This is a genomic window from Sporosarcina sp. PTS2304, assembly GCF_003351785.1.
Classification (GTDB): Bacteria; Bacillota; Bacilli; order Bacillales_A; family Planococcaceae; genus Sporosarcina.
The window spans coordinates 1,786,438-1,802,147 of record NZ_CP031230.1 but is presented as its reverse complement, the minus strand read 5'-3'; the positions used below and the strand labels follow the sequence as shown (position 1 = coordinate 1,802,147).

Below are 15,710 nucleotides of genomic sequence, written 5' to 3'. Positions count from 1 at the left end.
AATGATTCACGGACAGGTACTGTTTCAAAAATCCTGATACCTTCATTCGACAGAACTTTCTATGTTTGCAGTGACTTTCTAGTTAAAAAGATATATGCTGAAAGAAACGAATTATTAACAGTATATTGGGAAGGAGTCTGAATCAATGGAACTGTTTTTCGATACGCTTCGCATAATCTTGACCGACAAGGCCTACTGGTTCCTCGCTATTATGATCGCTCTTAGCGCTATTGTTAAACTCCAGCTACCGAAAATACGCGGTGCTAGTGGAGAGCGCATCGTCCGGCGTAGGCTGAATAAGCTTGGGGACGAATACCGTAGCTATCACGACCTTTATATTCATGACCAACAGTTTGGCTTGACGCAGGTAGACCATATCGTCGTCTCCAAATTTGGCGTGCACGTCATCGAAACGAAGAACTACACTGGCTGGATCTTCGGTAGCGAACATCAGAAATATTGGACGCAGACGATTTATAAAAATAAACAGAAGTTCTACAACCCGATTCGGCAGAACTATGGTCACGTCGAAGCGCTCAAAAGTCACCTCAACATGATTGCCTTGCCTGCATATTCTATTATCGCCTTTTCGAGTAAGGCTGAATTTAAATTCAAGGAGCCGTTCCACTCGGCAGAAGTTATACACTACCGCAAACTTGTAAAAACGATTAAGCAAGACGACAGGCAACGGCTCACCGATCACGAAAGGAAACGCATTATTTCTAGCCTAGACGAACTCGATCAATTACCGAAAAAGAAGAAGAAAGCGATACGGAAAATGCATTTGCGACAAGTGCGTGAGAAGCAGCAGGCAGCACGTATATAAAGCGATCTGTGATGTTACTTGTATAAAAAAAGAAATGTACAAACATTAATAAAATATTCGAAGACATGAGGGGAATATCAATGAAAATATATGATCAAATGAAACAAGTACTAGCTGGGAGAGAAGGGGAGATTATTAATGCGACAGAACTTCGCAGAAAGCTTCAGCTAGAATATGACACGAAGCCGGGCAGCATCATACTTTCGGACTTTTGCTATAACCGCTACAACTTTGGAGTGGGTTTTAACAAGCATCTTTTTGAATATTTGACTAGAAGTACATATAAATATTTAGGTGAAAATGCAAAGTATACAGGGTTAATCTATCATAAACCAAAAGGAACCGAACACGAGAATGTCGTTGGCGAATGGAAGAATGGCGAGCGAGTGATGTATAAAGATCCGAAGACAGGTTCTTTCTTTATCAGTCCTTCGCAGATCAGCCATCTATACGAAGAATACATACGTGTCCTTCACTTTGAATTGAACATCCTGTCTTGCCAACCGACTGAATTGCGTCATCTTATCGGACGGATTGGGGAACTATATTGTGCGATAGTGACAGAAGGACAACTTGCCCGTGAAGTAAATCAACATGGTTTCGACGTGATCAGCAATGGACGAAAAATCAGTGTCAAAACTACCGCTCAGCAAACAGCAGGTTTCATCACCTTTAACCGTAACACGTTCGAGACGTTTGACGACATTTTTATCGTCCAGTTCCGCGACAATGATTTTCATATTTTGTATCATGGAGCGAAGGAGCCAATTGAACAGGTCGCAAGGATATATAAGACGGCTTATGAAGTGGATTTGGAGAAAGTGAAGAGACTAGCTTCAGACACTAAGCCGTGAAACTAAGCATAAAAAGTATTTATTTGAGAAATAAAAATGAAAGTTTCATATATCTACTACAGTCAAAAAGTCGATCCCATGGAGGACGTCTTTTTGATGGGGCTATAGAGAAAAAGAGATAACAAGCTACTCGAAATCCTATCTTGAACAGAGTTAATCGATTTCATAGTATCCTGTAGAAAGAAGGGGATATATAGCATAGTCCTTTATTCAGAAGTATGGAAATCGAGTGGCAGGTTTCGTTGGTACAGACACTACTCCTTAACGAAATATACTAACGTCTAGAAAGGAGAAAAACTCTAATGAAAGAATGGGCACTAGTAATCGCAAAGACCGTCATAGACGGGATGTTAAACAGCAAAAGAGAGGAACCGTTGTTTAGCATTACGTGTATAAAGTGTGGTTGTAGTAGAGAGCTAGAATATTATTTTTCTAAAATGAGTGGAGATATAGAAATTTTCAACGAAAAAGATATGTTATCTGATGACAAAGGTGATGTTGTCGTATCTATTCACTGTACAAAATACGGCAATCACGTAAACAGCTCAGACTACTGAACCATCTACGTTTTTTCATGTCAAGCTTACACCTCACAATCATTCACTCCACTGCCTCAGCACACGCTGACATCCTTCGATAATATCCGGTGCTGTTACTCCGTAATGCGACTGAATATCCGCTTGTAGTTCAGCAGCTTCCGCATGTAAATAAGTGGCGGCGATCATAGCTTCTAGCGGTTCTGCGCCTTGTGCCAAAAATGAGGCGAGTATACCGGTTAAGACATCGCCTGATCCACCTTTTCCTAGGGCGTCACCACCGATAGGATTGATGTAGAGCGTTCCGTCGGGAGTTGCGAGTATGGAGCGATGGCCTTTAAGTAATAAATAGACACGATGCTCTGTTGCGAATTGTTTAGCGATTTCCAGCCTATTCGCTTCTACTTGTGTAACGGTAGTTTGTAGCAGCATAGCCATTTCTCCCGGATGTGGGGTGAGCACTACGGGTCCTTTGTAGGTGCGAAGTAAATCGAGTAGGTTTCGTGCTATATATAACCCATCCGCGTCCAGCACTAACGGTTGTCCACTCAAAGAATCCAAGAGATGTTGCATCCATAGTTCACCGCCAGCAAACCGGCTAAGACCTGGGCCGACAGCGCATACGTCATATGTTTCGAGTTGCTTTTTAGTGTACGTTTGGACGGCTAGGTGGCCATCGACTTCTTCCATTGGCCAAAATAATGCTGTCGGCAATTGGGTGGCGGCCATCGGATAAACGGTCTCGGGTATACCGAGTGTGACGAGTCCTGCCCCAGCGTGTAATGCAGCTTTGGCGCTGAAGATTGGTGCGCCAACGTATGGCTTGGAGCCACCGATGACAAGGACATGACCAAATGTTCCTTTATGACCGTGTCTAGGTCGTTTTGGCACGCTTGCTTTGGCGAGTTCAGCAGTTATGACGTGTGGTAATTCCAATGAAAGCTCATGCGCAATCGAAGGAGGGACAGAAATATCTACAGCTTGCCATTGCCCTATATGTTGCGATCCTTGTTGCAGAAAGAATCCTTGCTTCGGCGCAACGAAAGTAATCGTTTGATGGGCACAAACTGCGATGTCATCTACGGCGCCTGTATCGCTGTTCACTCCTGAAGGAATATCGACTGCGACGGTGATTTTTTCAGCTTCATTGATAAGTGTAATGATTGAGCGAATCGGCTCACGTATTTCACCTCTTGCACCTGTTCCAAGAAGTGCATCTACGATAATAGATGAATTATTCACTAGTGTTCGTATGGTCTCTGGCGTCGCATCCTTCGCATAAAGAATCGGTAGTTGACGATTAGTATAGACGTCAAAATGAATTCTCGCGTCTCCTTTTACATGGCTTGGATCAGTCGCTAAAAAAAGAGTGCATGTATGACCTAGATCTTGCAATCTTCTCGCAATAACAAATCCATCGCCACCGTTATTGCCGCTACCTGCGAAGACCACGAACGTTGTGTGTGGCGCAGCTAGCTTCAGTAATTCCTCTACCACTCTCGCTCCGGCATTTTCCATTAAGACCGCGCCAGGCAATCCCAATGTTTCTATCGTATAGTGATCCATTTTCTGCATATCTTCTCGACCTGCTGCGAACATCGATCTCACTCCTTACTAACCGTTTACAGACAAATGTTTATCGTGACATAGTGTCTTTGTAGATACGTGACAATTACAACTTCTGTAGAGGAAGTCCCAATTTTTTCAGCTGCTCGATCATAGCTTTTTTTTCATTACGATCTAATCCCGAAAAGATATCTTTAATATCCTGTGTATGTGTAGGGAATACTTCGTCCATTAAAGTTCTACCCGCCTCGGTAATGACCGCAAACGTCACCCGTCGGTCATGTGGACATGGTTGTCGTTCAAGGTATTTTTTCTTTTCTAACTTATCGACTACATACGTAATACTACTGCTGGCTATTAAGATTTTTTCGCCAATTTTTTGTATTGGTTGATCTCCTTTATTATAAATCAACTCAAGAACTGCAAATTCAGTAGGGTTTAATCCTAATTTTTTAATATCTTCTTCTACACGTTTTTTTATAGAGTTGACAGCACGGCTCAATACAACGAATAATTTTAAAGACAATTCCTCATCGGTTTGACTATCTTTCATCTAGAAATTCACACCTTTTTATTATCTCGAATTCGAGGCAATTATACGTTTGCTTTTTACACTTGTCAACATTTCCAATGATTATTCTATTTACTTTATAAGCGGAAAGAATAACAAATGAAAAATTGTAGTTGACGTGTCTCACTCATTCACATATACTTTTAATTAATATATCTCTAATCCGAGATAAAAAGATAGGAGAGAGTTATTATGACAAATTGGACAGTAGATCATTCACACTCAAGTATTGGTTTTTCTGTAAAGCATATGATGGTTTCAAAAGTAAAAGGCACGTTTGAAGAATACACAGCAACCGTAGAGGTAGCAGATTTGACCGATTTGACAAATGCAAATATTTCCTTTGTGATACAAGCTGCTTCCATTAATACAAAAGTAGCGGATCGTGACGATCATTTACGCAGTGCAGACTTTTTCGATATAGAAAACTATCCTGAGATCAAGTTCCAATCAAGGAACATCGTAAAAGACGGCGATGACTATAAAATTACAGGCGATCTCACGATTAAAGATGTAACAAAATCGATCACATTCGACGTTGAGTATAATGGCAAAGCGCTGAATCCGTGGGGGGTAGAAGTGTATGGTTTTGAAGGTTCCACCAAGCTGAATCGTGAAGAATTCGGTTTAACCTGGAATGCGGCGCTTGAAACAGGAGGTATTTTAGTAGGGAAAGATATTAAGATTGAACTGGAATTGGAATTGAATCCGGCACAGTAACCGAATAGGCTGGAATAGTACAACTTAACATACTTGTGTGAGAAATCGGTGGCAAAGTTTCTCGCGCAAGTATTTTTTGACGTAATCAGATTTTTTGAAACTAATCCAGTAATTTTCCGTCTATACGCTACATAAAAAATACTAACGTTTAGAAAGGATGAAAGAAATGAAGAAGTTAGTTGCAACAGTGGTTGCATTTATATTAGCTTGCAGTCTGCCGTTATCAGGGATTGCGGCTGAGAAGCAAATGTTTCCTGATGTACCACCGACAAAGCATTTTGCGGAAGCAGTGAATGATTTGGCCACACGTACGATTATAGGAGGCTATCCAGACGGCACGTTCAAACCGGGAAATTCGATTACGCGAGGACAAGCTGCTGCGATTATTGCGAAGATGATTGGTTTGGAGACTTGGAATGTCAAAGGACAGAAGTTTAAGGATGTACCGACTTCATATGGATTTTATAAAGCGATTGCGAAAATGGCAGAGGAAGGTATTATTGGTGGATATCCGGACGGTAGTTTCAGACCGGACGAGCCGATTAAGCGAAAAAATATGGCTGCGATTCTTGTGAAAGCATTTGATCTGCCACGTGATGGGAAAGTGAATAATCCGTTTAAAGGAGAAGTCGGTATTACACAGGATGTACTAATCATTTACAAGCTTGGTATTACTTCAGGTACAACTCCTACTACATTTAGTCCAAATGCGCCAATTACGAGAGGGCAAGCTGCGAAAATGTTAGTGGCGACAGAGAAGGTACGAGTGACAAATGGTGTGACGTTGAAAGCAGGCGATTTAGGCTGGGATGCGATTACTGCAGTTATCGATGATCAAGTGAATCCGAGCGTGTTTCGCGCAGTAAGAGTAGCAGGGAAAAAAGATACGCTCAGTCAAGTGCAGTTACTGCCACTCAAGGAGGGTACGGGTGGAGTCGTCATTTGGGGAAAAGACAAAGATTTAACTGATAAGTATCAAAAGTATTATCTTCATGTAAAAAAAGTGAGCGGCGAACTCCGTTTGACGTTAGAGAAGACGAATGATACGTTGCCAGCAGTGGTAAAGCTAAATACAAAATATAAATTTGTGAAACATATATCTCTCGCTACGATAGATGGTGAGATAGTCTCTGATAATGTCAAGGTGGATGGGATCGAATACAATTTTACGAATATAAAAGTTGAAAAACCTGGTGAGTATATCGCGTCCGTCCGTTTTGATACTGGAGAAGAAACGAGATACAGTGTAACAGTCTTTGAAAGTGAAGATAGCTTTTTATATGATGGATATGCTGCGGAAATAGGACCAGTGACTAACGAGTAATTGAATAAAGGTATCTGTGGGAGGAACCAGCATGAATGTTTCTCACATAGGTACCTTTTTTACGTGATGTATCCTATCGTAGGATTCTGAATTGTGTTGAAATGAGATTCATCTTATAATAAATGTTCATAGACGTTTTTTTAAGGTGCTTGTCAAAAAGTAGAGGAGCTAAGATCATGACGAATAGAGAAATTATTATTGAAATTGATAAAGTCACATCAGGTAAGAAGAATGTGATTTCATTTGAACGGAAAGGGAATCAGATTGACCGAGCGCCTTTGAAACTAAAAAAGCAATCGGTGTCATCGAAGTATAAATATAGTCATCATTTCGATAAGGATGATTTACAGAAGATACATCAGGTCTTTCCTTCGATTTATCCACATCCGTATGATTATGAAATAGAAGCATGGGGAGAACGGATGAAGAAAGCGTTTCGTGAGTTAATCGAGACGGGGCAGTTTGATAAGACATATGACCTTGAAGACGGCCCAGTTACGGTGAAGTATGTGTGGGTGACGAAGTAGGCTCATTGCAGGAGTTTCTCGTAATGGCCGTTTACTTCCGAGCACGTCAGACGAACCGTGACAAGAGCGAGATTTGTTGCTATTGCTCGGCAAACCCGAACAGATTGAGGCAGTGAAATCTAATCGATAACTGCAAAGTATACTACAAATAACATACGATATAATCAAGCGACTCTCTTTTACGGAGGAAGGTGCGCTTTTTCACTTTACAAACGAACATACATTCTTTATACTGGAATTAAGGGGGAACAAACGTGCGTAAACTATTAGAGAAGTCACGAAAGTATGAGGAAGTTATCGAGTTAATGTATATGGACAAAGGGGGAACGATTAGCAAACGAAAAGTAAAAGTCTTGCATATCCATTCGGAAATTTTTGTAGCGTATTGTTTTTTACGCAAAGCGAAGCGTACTTTCATCATTGACCATGTGTTAGCTGCCGTCCCCATCATTCATAAAGAAAAGACAGTCGTTTAACGAGTGCCCATATAAAAAAAGGCACCTGAAAAGGTACCTGTTGTATTAACACTCAATACCAGCAATCCCAAACCCGCCAGGTCCAGAATGTGTCGAAATCATTGCACCTGCTTCAATCCAAACTCTGTTTTCGAAACCGTTGTCTTTTGCAATTTCATCGATCCGTTGTTTGATCGTTTCACTTAGTCCTATTGAGTACATGAAATAAATTTGCTGTTTGTCGATCGTATATTGCTGTAAGTAGTCGTGAAATAGAATTTCCGCTACTTTGTTCATGTTGCCACGGTATTTTTTAGTGGACATAAGTTTACCTTCTACAAGTTCGATACACGGTTTGATTTTTAACAATGCACCTCCGAGGTATGCCATATTACTAACTCGTCCGCCAGCGCGTAGAAAGTCTAAGCTTCCTGGGAGAAATGCAAGCCTCGTCTTAGGAATGACAGCCTCAATTTTTTCGAGAAATTGAACCGGTTCTAGCATAGGTTCGTTTTCCAACAGCGCAACTGCGTACATGACGATAGCAGTCAATCCGCCAGTGACGTTTAATGCGTCGAGTAAATGGATGTCTTCCATATCTTCCGTTGCCAATACTGCATTTTGAAAAGAGACAGACGCTTTAGATGTATAGCCAATATGAACGATCGTACAATCCGGAAAGTCCGTTCTGATCTTCTTGAAAAACTCTTGATACTCATGAACGTTCGTAGCAGAAGTAGAAGGAATCTTTTTCGTTCGATCATAGTATGCATAAATGTCCTCTACCGGTAATTGACCATCCAAATAATCTTGACCTTCCATAATGACATGCATCGGTACTACATATATACCATGCTTTCTCGCTAAAGAATCTGGTAAATCCGCACCACTTTCAGTCGTTAACACTATCCTCGTCACATGATCGCCTCCCATTTACACTGCTGTGGGCAATGTATTCCACTTCCTTCACTATACATGAAAACGAAGCGACGTCTACGGGAACTTCTGAATAGGCTGAGCGTTTTGGGCTATATAGTGCAGTCAGTTGGAACAAAAAAGAATCGTAGAACAGTCGATAGATCACGCTTCATTCCATTCATTACACATTACTTATTCGCATAATATTGTCGATGCAATTCGTGCACTTGCTCGACGAGTTCAGGAACCGGACCTACCACTCGTGCATCACGAATAACTTCCTCGATCGGCAACGTTTCAACATTCGACGGGCCAATTCCCAATTCTTTCATCCACTCCGCCGTTTGTTTCGACGAACTCACATAGACAATCTTGCCCAACCCGACAAGACCATGCGCGGCGGCACACATTGGACAATGTTCGCCCGATGTATACACTGTGGCATTCGCTCGCTCATCGGCAGTCATATGATCCGCAGCCCAACGTGCCAATGCGAATTCTGGATGTTGTGTAGGATCGCCATTTCCTATACGGTTCCGGTCTTCCGCTAGTACATGGCCTTCAGCTGAAACGAGAACCGAACCATACGGCTGATCTCCATTGTCTAATGCGATTTTTGCCAAATCGATACTTCGTTGCAAGTGTTGTAACTCTGATTCAGTGAACATGTAAATAACCTCCTATTTTCTCACTACCTATTCTATACCCTGACTCGCTAGAGAATATCAAGAGAGTTTACTTTCAGTGTGATTTATCTACTGTGTGTCGTCTTATTTTTGAAAGATAGAGGTGAGTATGAATGAAAAATAGTAAGTAAGATGGGTTGTTCTTTCGAATTGTTTTTTAAGAAGTGAAATGTTTTCTATAAAAAATTATGAGCATCAGATGGAATCTTCGCTACGTATGGAAAACGTATGTATCGTGTGATTTGAACGCATCGAAGTTTTGCGGAATTTTTTCACTTCATAAACTTTCCCTTTGATTTCATACGCGAATACGTATAAAATAAACTTCTGTAGTAGTTTAACGTACAGTAGAAGTACGAATGAATAGATAGAATATACGTTGTAGCGGAGGGTCTTTATGAATTATAAAATTAGTAATAAACCAGTGTTCGAACAAGCGCAATTGCGTTCAGTGGCAGATGTGGAACTTACGGAAGAACAGCTTCAGCATGGTATGTTGTTAGCGACTTCTAAAGAAGATGCTACGCTCGCACTGTATTTGGTTGAGGTAGATGGACAGAAGAAGTTCGAGGTGCGTTGGGATGATTCCGAAGAATTGTTCACGGGCTGGTATTCGGCATGGGATAATTTCAATTGGTGCTTATCTATCGTAGGTGAATGATTGGACAGTATATACAGTTGGAGAACTTCGTTAGGTGAACTAGCGGAGTTTTTTTGTATGGAAGTGTGAAGCACTTAGATACTAAGAAAAAAGAGTTCCCGAACATTTCCTTTTACATATGCTATGACATAGGTATTGATAGCAAGATGGGAAGGAGAGAGGACGTATGGTGATGATCCCGCAACAATTGCGCCGAGGCGATACGGTGGGGATTGTGACGCTTGGCAGTCCGTTAGCAGCGAATCGCATAACGGCAGGGATTCGGATGTTACAGAGTATGGGCTATAAAGTAGTGGTCGGTGAACATGTTTATTCGGCCAATGGGTTTTTGGCGGCGACTCCACAGCAGATGGCTTCTGATTTGATGAAAATGTTTAAGAATCCCGAAGTGAAATGGATTTTACCTGCTCGTGGCGGGGTTGGAGTGGCGAGTATTTTGCCTTTTCTTGATTTTAACATAATTAAGAAAAATCCTAAAATTATTTCGGGATATAGTGATATTACGGTTCTATTGAATGCATTGTTTGAATATGGCGATCTCATCAGTTTTCAAAGTTTACTGTTGCTGGATTTTAATCCTCAAACCCCTGCCTATAACTTTAATCAATTTTTTACTGCAACATCGACTGTGACGGCACCTTGGCAACTGCTGAACCCACCGGAAGTGCCGATGATCGGTGTCGTTCCTGGAAATGTCACAGGTCAGATTGTCGGTGGGAATCTCACGTCATTTGTCGGGACGTTAGGTACGCCGTATGAAATCAATACAGAAGGCAGGATTCTTCTTTTAGAAGAAACGCATGAGCCGATCAATACAGTGTATCGGTATATCAATCATTTGGCGCTGGCAGGAAAATTTGATGATTGTATCGGCATAATAATGGGGCAATGTACGAATTGTGACCCTGCATACGGCAAGAGTTATGTGGATTTGATCAATGAATTCATCGTCCCTTTAGGAAAACCGTTACTGACAAATGTGGCGACTGCGCATGATTATTTTAAAATGACGATTCCTATTGGAGCACGTGTAACTATGGATACGGTGAAACGTACATTGACTGTGAGGGAGCCTGTCGTTAAAGTGTAGTCGTGACGAAATTTAATTCTATACACAGTGGCTAGTGAGGGAGTATACTGGAAACAGCAGTACGTCTAACAGAATAGTAGGTGAAGTAGATGGGAAAATATCAATTGGATTCTAAAGGCAAAGCGGCTGTCGCGAAGTATCATGAGAAAAACAAGCCCGCCCAATTTGATAAAAAGCAACAGCTAGAAAAGATACGAGAAGCGTATTTGAAGAAAAAGCAAGAACAAGCGGATAAATAAAATGAAAACATAGGAAGGGGAGACTCTTTTTATGTTTTTTTGATTGAAGAATAGTCGTGTGGAACTCATCTGATTCCTGAGCGGATCGAACAAAAAAAGGCAAACCGTAGTCTGCCCGCTACTGTGGTTATGGATAATACGCTGGCCACGTGCGCCAGTAGTTATTTGCCGCAGCAATCGTTTGGAAATGAGTTGAAATCACGTGTGAAGCGGCTATTAAACTTGAAGCATCTCTTGAATAGACGGGACGCAATACTTTTCTAATCTCTTCTGACGGTTGAATAAGTTCGATTCCTTTTTGAGCAAGTTTTACGGCTAGTGCGTATCCTTCTTCAGGAGTTCTTGTCACGAGAGATTGCAGTGGCTTATTTGGCATGCAAGTCACTTCCTTTTCTACAGTATTCTCTCCATACATATGTGTGTGTTGAAAGTATATGTATGAAGGAAAAACTATATAAAAAGAGTGGATCAGGTAAAATGCCTGATCCACTCTTTTTTTATGTTATTGTTGCATTTTACCTGCAGTGTATCCACCGTCTACCGCAAGTGTGACACCGCTAATCGATTTTGCAAGGTCTGAACAGAGGAAGACGACTGCATTGGCTTGTTCTTCTGCAGTAGACATTCTGCCGGCTGGAAGAGAATCGAGTACGCCTTGGTATTGTTCTGGAGATGTCTTTGCCCAACTTTCGATTGCCGGAGTAATTGTAGCTCCTGGCGCGATAGAGTTGATCGTGATACCTTGTTGACCGTATTCTAGTGCTACTGATTTAGTTAAGCCAGCAATTGCGTGTTTGGACGCTGTGTACGGTGCCATGTTTGGTGAACCTTCGATACCAGCACCCGATGCAGTATTGACAATAGCGCCACCACCAGTTTTCAACATCGCATTAACTTCGTGTTTAATGCAGTAAAATGTTCCGTACAAATTGACTTTCAGTGTAATATCCCAGTCTTTGGAATCCATTTCACCAATTGGTTTTAGTCCTTTGTTGATGCCTGCATTGTTATGCGCAAAGTCGAGCTTACCAAAAGTTTCAACAGTTTTATTAACGAGTTCGATGACTTGTTCTTCATTGCTTACGTCACATTTGAAGAACGCTGCTTCTCCACCTGCATCTTGAATTATTTGTACGGTTTCTTGACCAGCAGCATCGCTAACGTCAGAAATCATCACTTTAGCACCCGCTTTTGCTAGTGCAAGTGCAGTAGCTCTCCCAATACCCGAACCCGATCCTGTTACTAATCCTGCTTTTCCTTCCATCATTCCTGTCATGAAAAACACTCCTTTTTTATAGGTGGTACGATAAATGTAGATGAAAATTTGTTTACCCTTTGCGTGCTATGTGGATAGACCATTGAACAATATACGACTAAATAAACTATAAATCAATTAAATAGTTTAACGTCAAACATCTTAGCTCATAAGGTCTTCCTCACCCTTTTTAAATGTACCCTTTTTTGTAACTTTTCAATCACATCGCCGTCTACTGCAATAGAAAGAGAGGCGAAGCTATATGAAGAAAATACTATTTTCAATTTTTCTTTGTGTTGCATTGTTGGTAGGAGGGTGTGGAACGTCAGGCGGAGGAAAGTCTAGTTCCCAAGACCAGTGGCAGACGATCAAAGAAATCGATGGACGTGAAATACTAGCGGAATTAGATCAGACGGTGGATGAATCACCGATACGTGATCGAGCTGCACAACAACAATTGGAAACTCCTGATTATACAGAAGGTCATTTAGGGGAGCCATCGAAGGAATTGGAAGAAGATGTGGCAGTGCAGGCAATTGAAGGTCCGATTGCGATCAAAACAGTAGAAGATGTGTATGGCGGCAACGAAGCCTTTGATCGTGAAGGTGTGCTATTCCTGGAAAATCAAACGTATGATGCGAATCAGTCGGGGGTGTGGATTGGTGTGAAACATCCTGACGAGCGACTACAAAAAGTGATTGATTCACTACAAGCGAAAGTGGATGCGGGAGAAATTCTAGCAGAACCGATTTTCTTTTTCCGTAGCCCACATACGCAACACGAACTGTATGCAGTACAAGATGAAGTAGCGACGGTGCTAAAGAATATGCAACAGAAACGGGGTTCGTATTCATTAGCAGTCAATACGATCACGGGTGTCGTGGAAATAGGACATGACTTCTTAAGTGAATCGCAACAGAAAGAACTAGAAAAACAGTTTCCTGACTTCACATTCGACTTCGAACAAGAAGGAAATATGGTCGCGTCGCCAGGAATGTCTGCCATCATTCATCCTGACGAAGAGAAGACAGAGACACCTATGAAAGAGGGCGGTTTCATCATGGATGTCTCGGACGGCACTATTTTTGTTGCAGGTGGAACAGAAGGTGCTGTCTACTATTCATTTGGTGAAGCGCATTTGCTGAAGGTGGGGCAACGTGTTCATGTGGAAGCTTCCGGTGCTATTTTGGAATCCTACCCTGGGCAAGGGGCAGCAAAATTTGTGGAAATTTTGCCAGATTATCAACCGGCCACTGCCGTACTTTCTGAATCCGAGGCTATAGCAAAGGCGATTGAAGAGAAAACCCTGGAGTATTTTACTTTTAATGAAATAAAAGATATTCGATTTGATGCGGATCAAAAGACGTGGGTTATACGAGTAGAAGATGGTAACGAAGAATTGATAATAGAAGACCAATAAGTGAAAAGTGCCCCCACTTACAAGGATTTCTTGTATCGGCGGCATTTTTTTGTTGAAGTAGATTGTTTGTCCAATTGCACTGTAACTTCCTTCATATACTAAGTATAAGGCTGGCCGGCATACAAATTGCAAGGGAGGGAATAGCCGTGTGTTGTGGAAATAACAGAAGACCGGACCGTGTACAATTAGTTTGTGAATGCCGTGAAGTAAGATCTGAACGAGAAGGAGGCCGTTGTCACCATCATCGAGATCATAGACACCATTGCCACCGTAGACAGGAATGTAGACATCATTGCAGAAGATGCTGCAGACGCTGGAACTTTTTCTGGTAAGTAGCCGATCATTTAGGTAGAAAATGTATGAAGAGAGAGCTGTCTTCATACATTTTTTGTTAGAACAGGCTTAGTATTTGAAGGAAGGGGTACATATACAGTTCAATAGTCTTTATTATACATATAGTACATAGTATATAAATATTTCGGAAAGAAGGTAATGGCTTTGAGTAACACGGTTTGTGTCATTGGTGCAGGGATTGGGGGGTTGATGGCGGGTGCTTTGTTGGCTAAGGAAGGATATGGAGTGACGATTTTAGAGAAAGCGACAAGAGTAGGAGGTTCAGCTGGTTCCTATATAAGAAAAGGACATTTGTTTCCAACGGGGGCAACGATTGCGTTTGGCCTGGAGGAGAATGGGTTGTTGCATAATTTGTTTGATTCGCTTGATATGAAGATCGCGTTTGACTGGCTGGATCACCCGATGGATGTTGTCATGGAAGATCGGAAGATTTCATTGTATCAAGACCGCGCGATGTGGAAAGAAGAACTCGGACGGGTTTTTTTCGAGAGGAAAGATGATGTGTTGGCGTTCTGGCAGCGGTTGGAACAGCTCAGTGAAGCGGTATTTGGCGTGACATCTTCTGGTGTGTCACTGCCGATACAGAAAATGTACGATGTCGGGAAATTGCCGAAGCATGCGCTCTTTCACGCAGGAAGTATGCTACGTCTTGCGCGCCATGCCACGCATACCGTAGAAGACTTGTTGCGAAAGTATTCATTGGAGTCGTATGAACCGTTCCGTCAGTTCTTGGATGCCCAATTGCTTGATGCGGCACAGACAGACTGTACGAAAGCTGCGTTGTTGCCGTCCAGCTTGGCATTGACGATTTACGGCAGAGGGAGCTTTTATGTGGATAAAGGCATGTCGCAATTGAGTGAAGCATTGGCACAGCGAATTGTGGAACTTGGTGGCGAAGTGGTTCTTGCTTCGCCTGTGAAAGAAATAGTACATAAGGAAAAGAAGTGGCATGTAGCGAGTAAGAAGCGCAACGAGGCGTTTGATATCGTCATCAATAATAGCGGTGTTTCATTCGGGCCGCGTACGAGCCATTCTGAAGTAAAAGAGTTTTCGTGGGGGGCATTTCGCATTGATGCATTATTGGATGCGTCGATTGTCGAGGAGCAGTTGCAGTGCAAACGGCTTCCATTCGCCCTTCAAATCGTACCCGAGCAGCATATGGTATTTGACGGCCACGGACCTGTGTATGCCACGTTCCAGCCTTCTTACAACCGCCGGAACGAACGGGTGGAAGGGGAAGTGATGTTGACGTGTTCCATCCATGCGGATCCTGAGCGCTGGGGATATCTTTCGAAAGATGCATATGAAGAACGCAAGGAGGAATTAGCGGAAACGATGCTAGGTGAAATTGAAAGGGTTCTTACGATAGAAAAATATATACGGTACTCGGAAGCAGGCACGCCTGAAACGTATAAGACTTTTATCGGCAAATCAAGTGTCGGCGGCTTTCCGTTGACTGTGAAAAACGCTATTTTGCGTCCGAAAAGCATTCGTTCGCCGTTGCCAAGGCTGTATATAGCAGGGGAACAATCATTTCCAGGCCCGGGTACGCTCTCATCAGCACTAAGCGGTTTCCATGTAGCACGTGCGATTCGGAAAGAGTATCCGCTCAAGTAAGAGGTTACGATTGTATTTGCTTATTTTGAGTTCGTGGGAAAATCGTTTATACTAGATAGGGCGGAACGAATATACGTTCTTTTTTCGTCCG

Annotated in this window: 18 protein-coding genes; 12 read left to right on the top strand and 6 right to left on the bottom strand. The window is 42.1% G+C overall.

Features of this window, described 5'->3' with window-relative positions:
* Positions 1–145: 145 nt before the first annotated feature.
* The 3 genes from DV702_RS08620 to DV702_RS08610 all read left to right on the top strand — a co-directional run bounded on the left by DV702_RS08620 (position 146) and on the right by DV702_RS08610 (position 2,237).
* Positions 146–826 (top strand): nuclease-related domain-containing protein, encoded by a 681-nt coding sequence (locus DV702_RS08620; protein WP_114924392.1) that lies wholly within the window; start codon positions 146–148, stop codon positions 824–826.
* Positions 827–906: 80 nt separating this feature from the next.
* Positions 907–1,680 carry a DUF7225 domain-containing protein gene (locus DV702_RS08615; RefSeq protein WP_114924391.1) on the top strand — a complete coding sequence of 258 codons (774 nt, stop codon included), beginning with the start codon at positions 907–909 and terminating at the stop codon, positions 1,678–1,680.
* 302 nt (positions 1,681–1,982) lie between these two features.
* Positions 1,983–2,237, top strand: a complete 255-nt coding sequence (locus DV702_RS08610) for a hypothetical protein (protein WP_114924390.1) — start codon at positions 1,983–1,985, stop codon at positions 2,235–2,237.
* A 39-nt stretch (positions 2,238–2,276) separates the two neighbouring features.
* On the opposite strand, the gene DV702_RS08605 is transcribed toward DV702_RS08610, so the two are convergent.
* Both DV702_RS08605 and DV702_RS08600 read right to left on the bottom strand, forming a co-directional pair.
* A complete protein-coding gene (locus tag DV702_RS08605; protein WP_114924389.1) occupies positions 2,277–3,815 on the bottom strand; it encodes an NAD(P)H-hydrate dehydratase in 1,539 nt (512 codons plus the stop codon).
* A 73-nt stretch (positions 3,816–3,888) separates the two neighbouring features.
* Positions 3,889–4,335, bottom strand: a complete 447-nt coding sequence (locus tag DV702_RS08600) for a MarR family winged helix-turn-helix transcriptional regulator (RefSeq protein WP_114924388.1) — start codon at positions 4,333–4,335, stop codon at positions 3,889–3,891.
* 210 nt (positions 4,336–4,545) lie between these two features.
* On the opposite strand from DV702_RS08600, the gene DV702_RS08595 reads away from it, so the two are divergent.
* The 4 genes from DV702_RS08595 to DV702_RS08580 all read left to right on the top strand — a co-directional run bounded on the left by DV702_RS08595 (position 4,546) and on the right by DV702_RS08580 (position 7,400).
* Positions 4,546–5,073: a YceI family protein gene (locus DV702_RS08595; RefSeq protein WP_114924387.1), complete on the top strand. Its 528-nt coding sequence runs from the start codon at positions 4,546–4,548 to the stop codon at positions 5,071–5,073.
* Positions 5,074–5,239: 166 nt separating this feature from the next.
* Positions 5,240–6,397: an S-layer homology domain-containing protein gene (locus DV702_RS08590; RefSeq protein WP_162805762.1), complete on the top strand. Its 1,158-nt coding sequence runs from the start codon at positions 5,240–5,242 to the stop codon at positions 6,395–6,397.
* Between the two features lie 176 nt (positions 6,398–6,573).
* Positions 6,574–6,924 (top strand): hypothetical protein, encoded by a 351-nt coding sequence (locus tag DV702_RS08585; RefSeq protein ID WP_114924385.1) that lies wholly within the window; start codon positions 6,574–6,576, stop codon positions 6,922–6,924.
* 254 nt (positions 6,925–7,178) lie between these two features.
* Positions 7,179–7,400: a transcriptional regulator gene (locus DV702_RS08580; protein ID WP_240315589.1), complete on the top strand. Its 222-nt coding sequence runs from the start codon at positions 7,179–7,181 to the stop codon at positions 7,398–7,400.
* A gap of 45 nt (positions 7,401–7,445) precedes the next feature.
* On the opposite strand, the gene DV702_RS08575 is transcribed toward DV702_RS08580, so the two are convergent.
* Together DV702_RS08575 and DV702_RS08570 are read right to left on the bottom strand one after the other, a co-directional pair.
* A complete protein-coding gene (locus DV702_RS08575; protein ID WP_114924384.1) occupies positions 7,446–8,297 on the bottom strand; it encodes a DegV family protein in 852 nt (283 codons plus the stop codon).
* A gap of 188 nt (positions 8,298–8,485) precedes the next feature.
* The gene (locus tag DV702_RS08570; RefSeq protein ID WP_114924383.1) at positions 8,486–8,965 is read right to left on the bottom strand and encodes a nucleoside deaminase; all 480 of its coding nucleotides are present in this window, start codon (positions 8,963–8,965) and stop codon (positions 8,486–8,488) included.
* A 415-nt stretch (positions 8,966–9,380) separates the two neighbouring features.
* Here DV702_RS08570 and DV702_RS08565 point away from each other — a divergent pair, with 415 nt between their 5' ends.
* The 3 genes from DV702_RS08565 (at position 9,381) to DV702_RS17015 (ending at position 10,973) form a co-directional block, all read left to right on the top strand.
* On the top strand, positions 9,381–9,644 hold the full coding sequence (locus DV702_RS08565; RefSeq protein ID WP_114924382.1) for a hypothetical protein: 264 nt from the start codon (positions 9,381–9,383) through the stop codon (positions 9,642–9,644).
* 166 nt (positions 9,645–9,810) lie between these two features.
* The gene (locus DV702_RS08560) at positions 9,811–10,734 is read left to right on the top strand and encodes a S66 peptidase family protein (RefSeq protein WP_114924381.1); all 924 of its coding nucleotides are present in this window, start codon (positions 9,811–9,813) and stop codon (positions 10,732–10,734) included.
* An 89-nt stretch (positions 10,735–10,823) separates the two neighbouring features.
* Positions 10,824–10,973: a hypothetical protein gene (locus DV702_RS17015; protein ID WP_205407155.1), complete on the top strand. Its 150-nt coding sequence runs from the start codon at positions 10,824–10,826 to the stop codon at positions 10,971–10,973.
* Positions 10,974–11,100: 127 nt separating this feature from the next.
* Here the strand turns inward: DV702_RS17015 and DV702_RS08555 are convergent, their stop codons facing one another.
* Together DV702_RS08555 and DV702_RS08550 are read right to left on the bottom strand one after the other, a co-directional pair.
* Complete coding sequence (locus tag DV702_RS08555; RefSeq protein ID WP_114924380.1) at positions 11,101–11,349, bottom strand: hexameric tyrosine-coordinated heme protein; 249 nt, start codon at positions 11,347–11,349, stop codon at positions 11,101–11,103.
* Positions 11,350–11,475: 126 nt separating this feature from the next.
* Positions 11,476–12,249, bottom strand: coding sequence for an SDR family NAD(P)-dependent oxidoreductase (locus DV702_RS08550; RefSeq protein ID WP_114924379.1), 774 nt, complete (start codon positions 12,247–12,249; stop codon positions 11,476–11,478).
* Between the two features lie 241 nt (positions 12,250–12,490).
* Here DV702_RS08550 and DV702_RS08545 point away from each other — a divergent pair, with 241 nt between their 5' ends.
* Together DV702_RS08545 and DV702_RS08540 are read left to right on the top strand one after the other, a co-directional pair.
* Positions 12,491–13,648: a DUF3221 domain-containing protein gene (locus DV702_RS08545; RefSeq protein WP_114924378.1), complete on the top strand. Its 1,158-nt coding sequence runs from the start codon at positions 12,491–12,493 to the stop codon at positions 13,646–13,648.
* 498 nt (positions 13,649–14,146) lie between these two features.
* Complete coding sequence (locus tag DV702_RS08540) at positions 14,147–15,619, top strand: phytoene desaturase family protein (RefSeq protein WP_162805761.1); 1,473 nt, start codon at positions 14,147–14,149, stop codon at positions 15,617–15,619.
* Positions 15,620–15,710 lie beyond the last annotated feature (91 nt).

What these genes read in the sequence shown, in the direction of transcription:
- DV702_RS08620 (WP_114924392.1), top strand. Translation starts at nt 146, where the DNA reads ATGGAACTGTTTTTCGATACGCTTCGCATAATCTTGACCGACAAGGCC.
- DV702_RS08615 (WP_114924391.1), top strand. Translation starts at nt 907, where the DNA reads ATGAAAATATATGATCAAATGAAACAAGTACTAGCTGGGAGAGAAGGG.
- DV702_RS08610 (WP_114924390.1), top strand. Translation starts at nt 1,983, where the DNA reads ATGAAAGAATGGGCACTAGTAATCGCAAAGACCGTCATAGACGGGATG.
- DV702_RS08605 (WP_114924389.1), bottom strand. Translation starts at nt 3,815, where the DNA reads ATGTTCGCAGCAGGTCGAGAAGATATGCAGAAAATGGATCACTATACG.
- DV702_RS08600 (WP_114924388.1), bottom strand. Translation starts at nt 4,335, where the DNA reads ATGAAAGATAGTCAAACCGATGAGGAATTGTCTTTAAAATTATTCGTT.
- DV702_RS08595 (WP_114924387.1), top strand. Translation starts at nt 4,546, where the DNA reads ATGACAAATTGGACAGTAGATCATTCACACTCAAGTATTGGTTTTTCT.
- DV702_RS08590 (WP_162805762.1), top strand. Translation starts at nt 5,240, where the DNA reads ATGAAGAAGTTAGTTGCAACAGTGGTTGCATTTATATTAGCTTGCAGT.
- DV702_RS08585 (WP_114924385.1), top strand. Translation starts at nt 6,574, where the DNA reads ATGACGAATAGAGAAATTATTATTGAAATTGATAAAGTCACATCAGGT.
- DV702_RS08570 (WP_114924383.1), bottom strand. Translation starts at nt 8,965, where the DNA reads ATGTTCACTGAATCAGAGTTACAACACTTGCAACGAAGTATCGATTTG.
- DV702_RS08565 (WP_114924382.1), top strand. Translation starts at nt 9,381, where the DNA reads ATGAATTATAAAATTAGTAATAAACCAGTGTTCGAACAAGCGCAATTG.
- DV702_RS08560 (WP_114924381.1), top strand. Translation starts at nt 9,811, where the DNA reads ATGGTGATGATCCCGCAACAATTGCGCCGAGGCGATACGGTGGGGATT.
- DV702_RS17015 (WP_205407155.1), top strand. Translation starts at nt 10,824, where the DNA reads ATGGGAAAATATCAATTGGATTCTAAAGGCAAAGCGGCTGTCGCGAAG.
- DV702_RS08555 (WP_114924380.1), bottom strand. Translation starts at nt 11,349, where the DNA reads ATGCCAAATAAGCCACTGCAATCTCTCGTGACAAGAACTCCTGAAGAA.
- DV702_RS08550 (WP_114924379.1), bottom strand. Translation starts at nt 12,249, where the DNA reads ATGACAGGAATGATGGAAGGAAAAGCAGGATTAGTAACAGGATCGGGT.
- DV702_RS08545 (WP_114924378.1), top strand. Translation starts at nt 12,491, where the DNA reads ATGAAGAAAATACTATTTTCAATTTTTCTTTGTGTTGCATTGTTGGTA.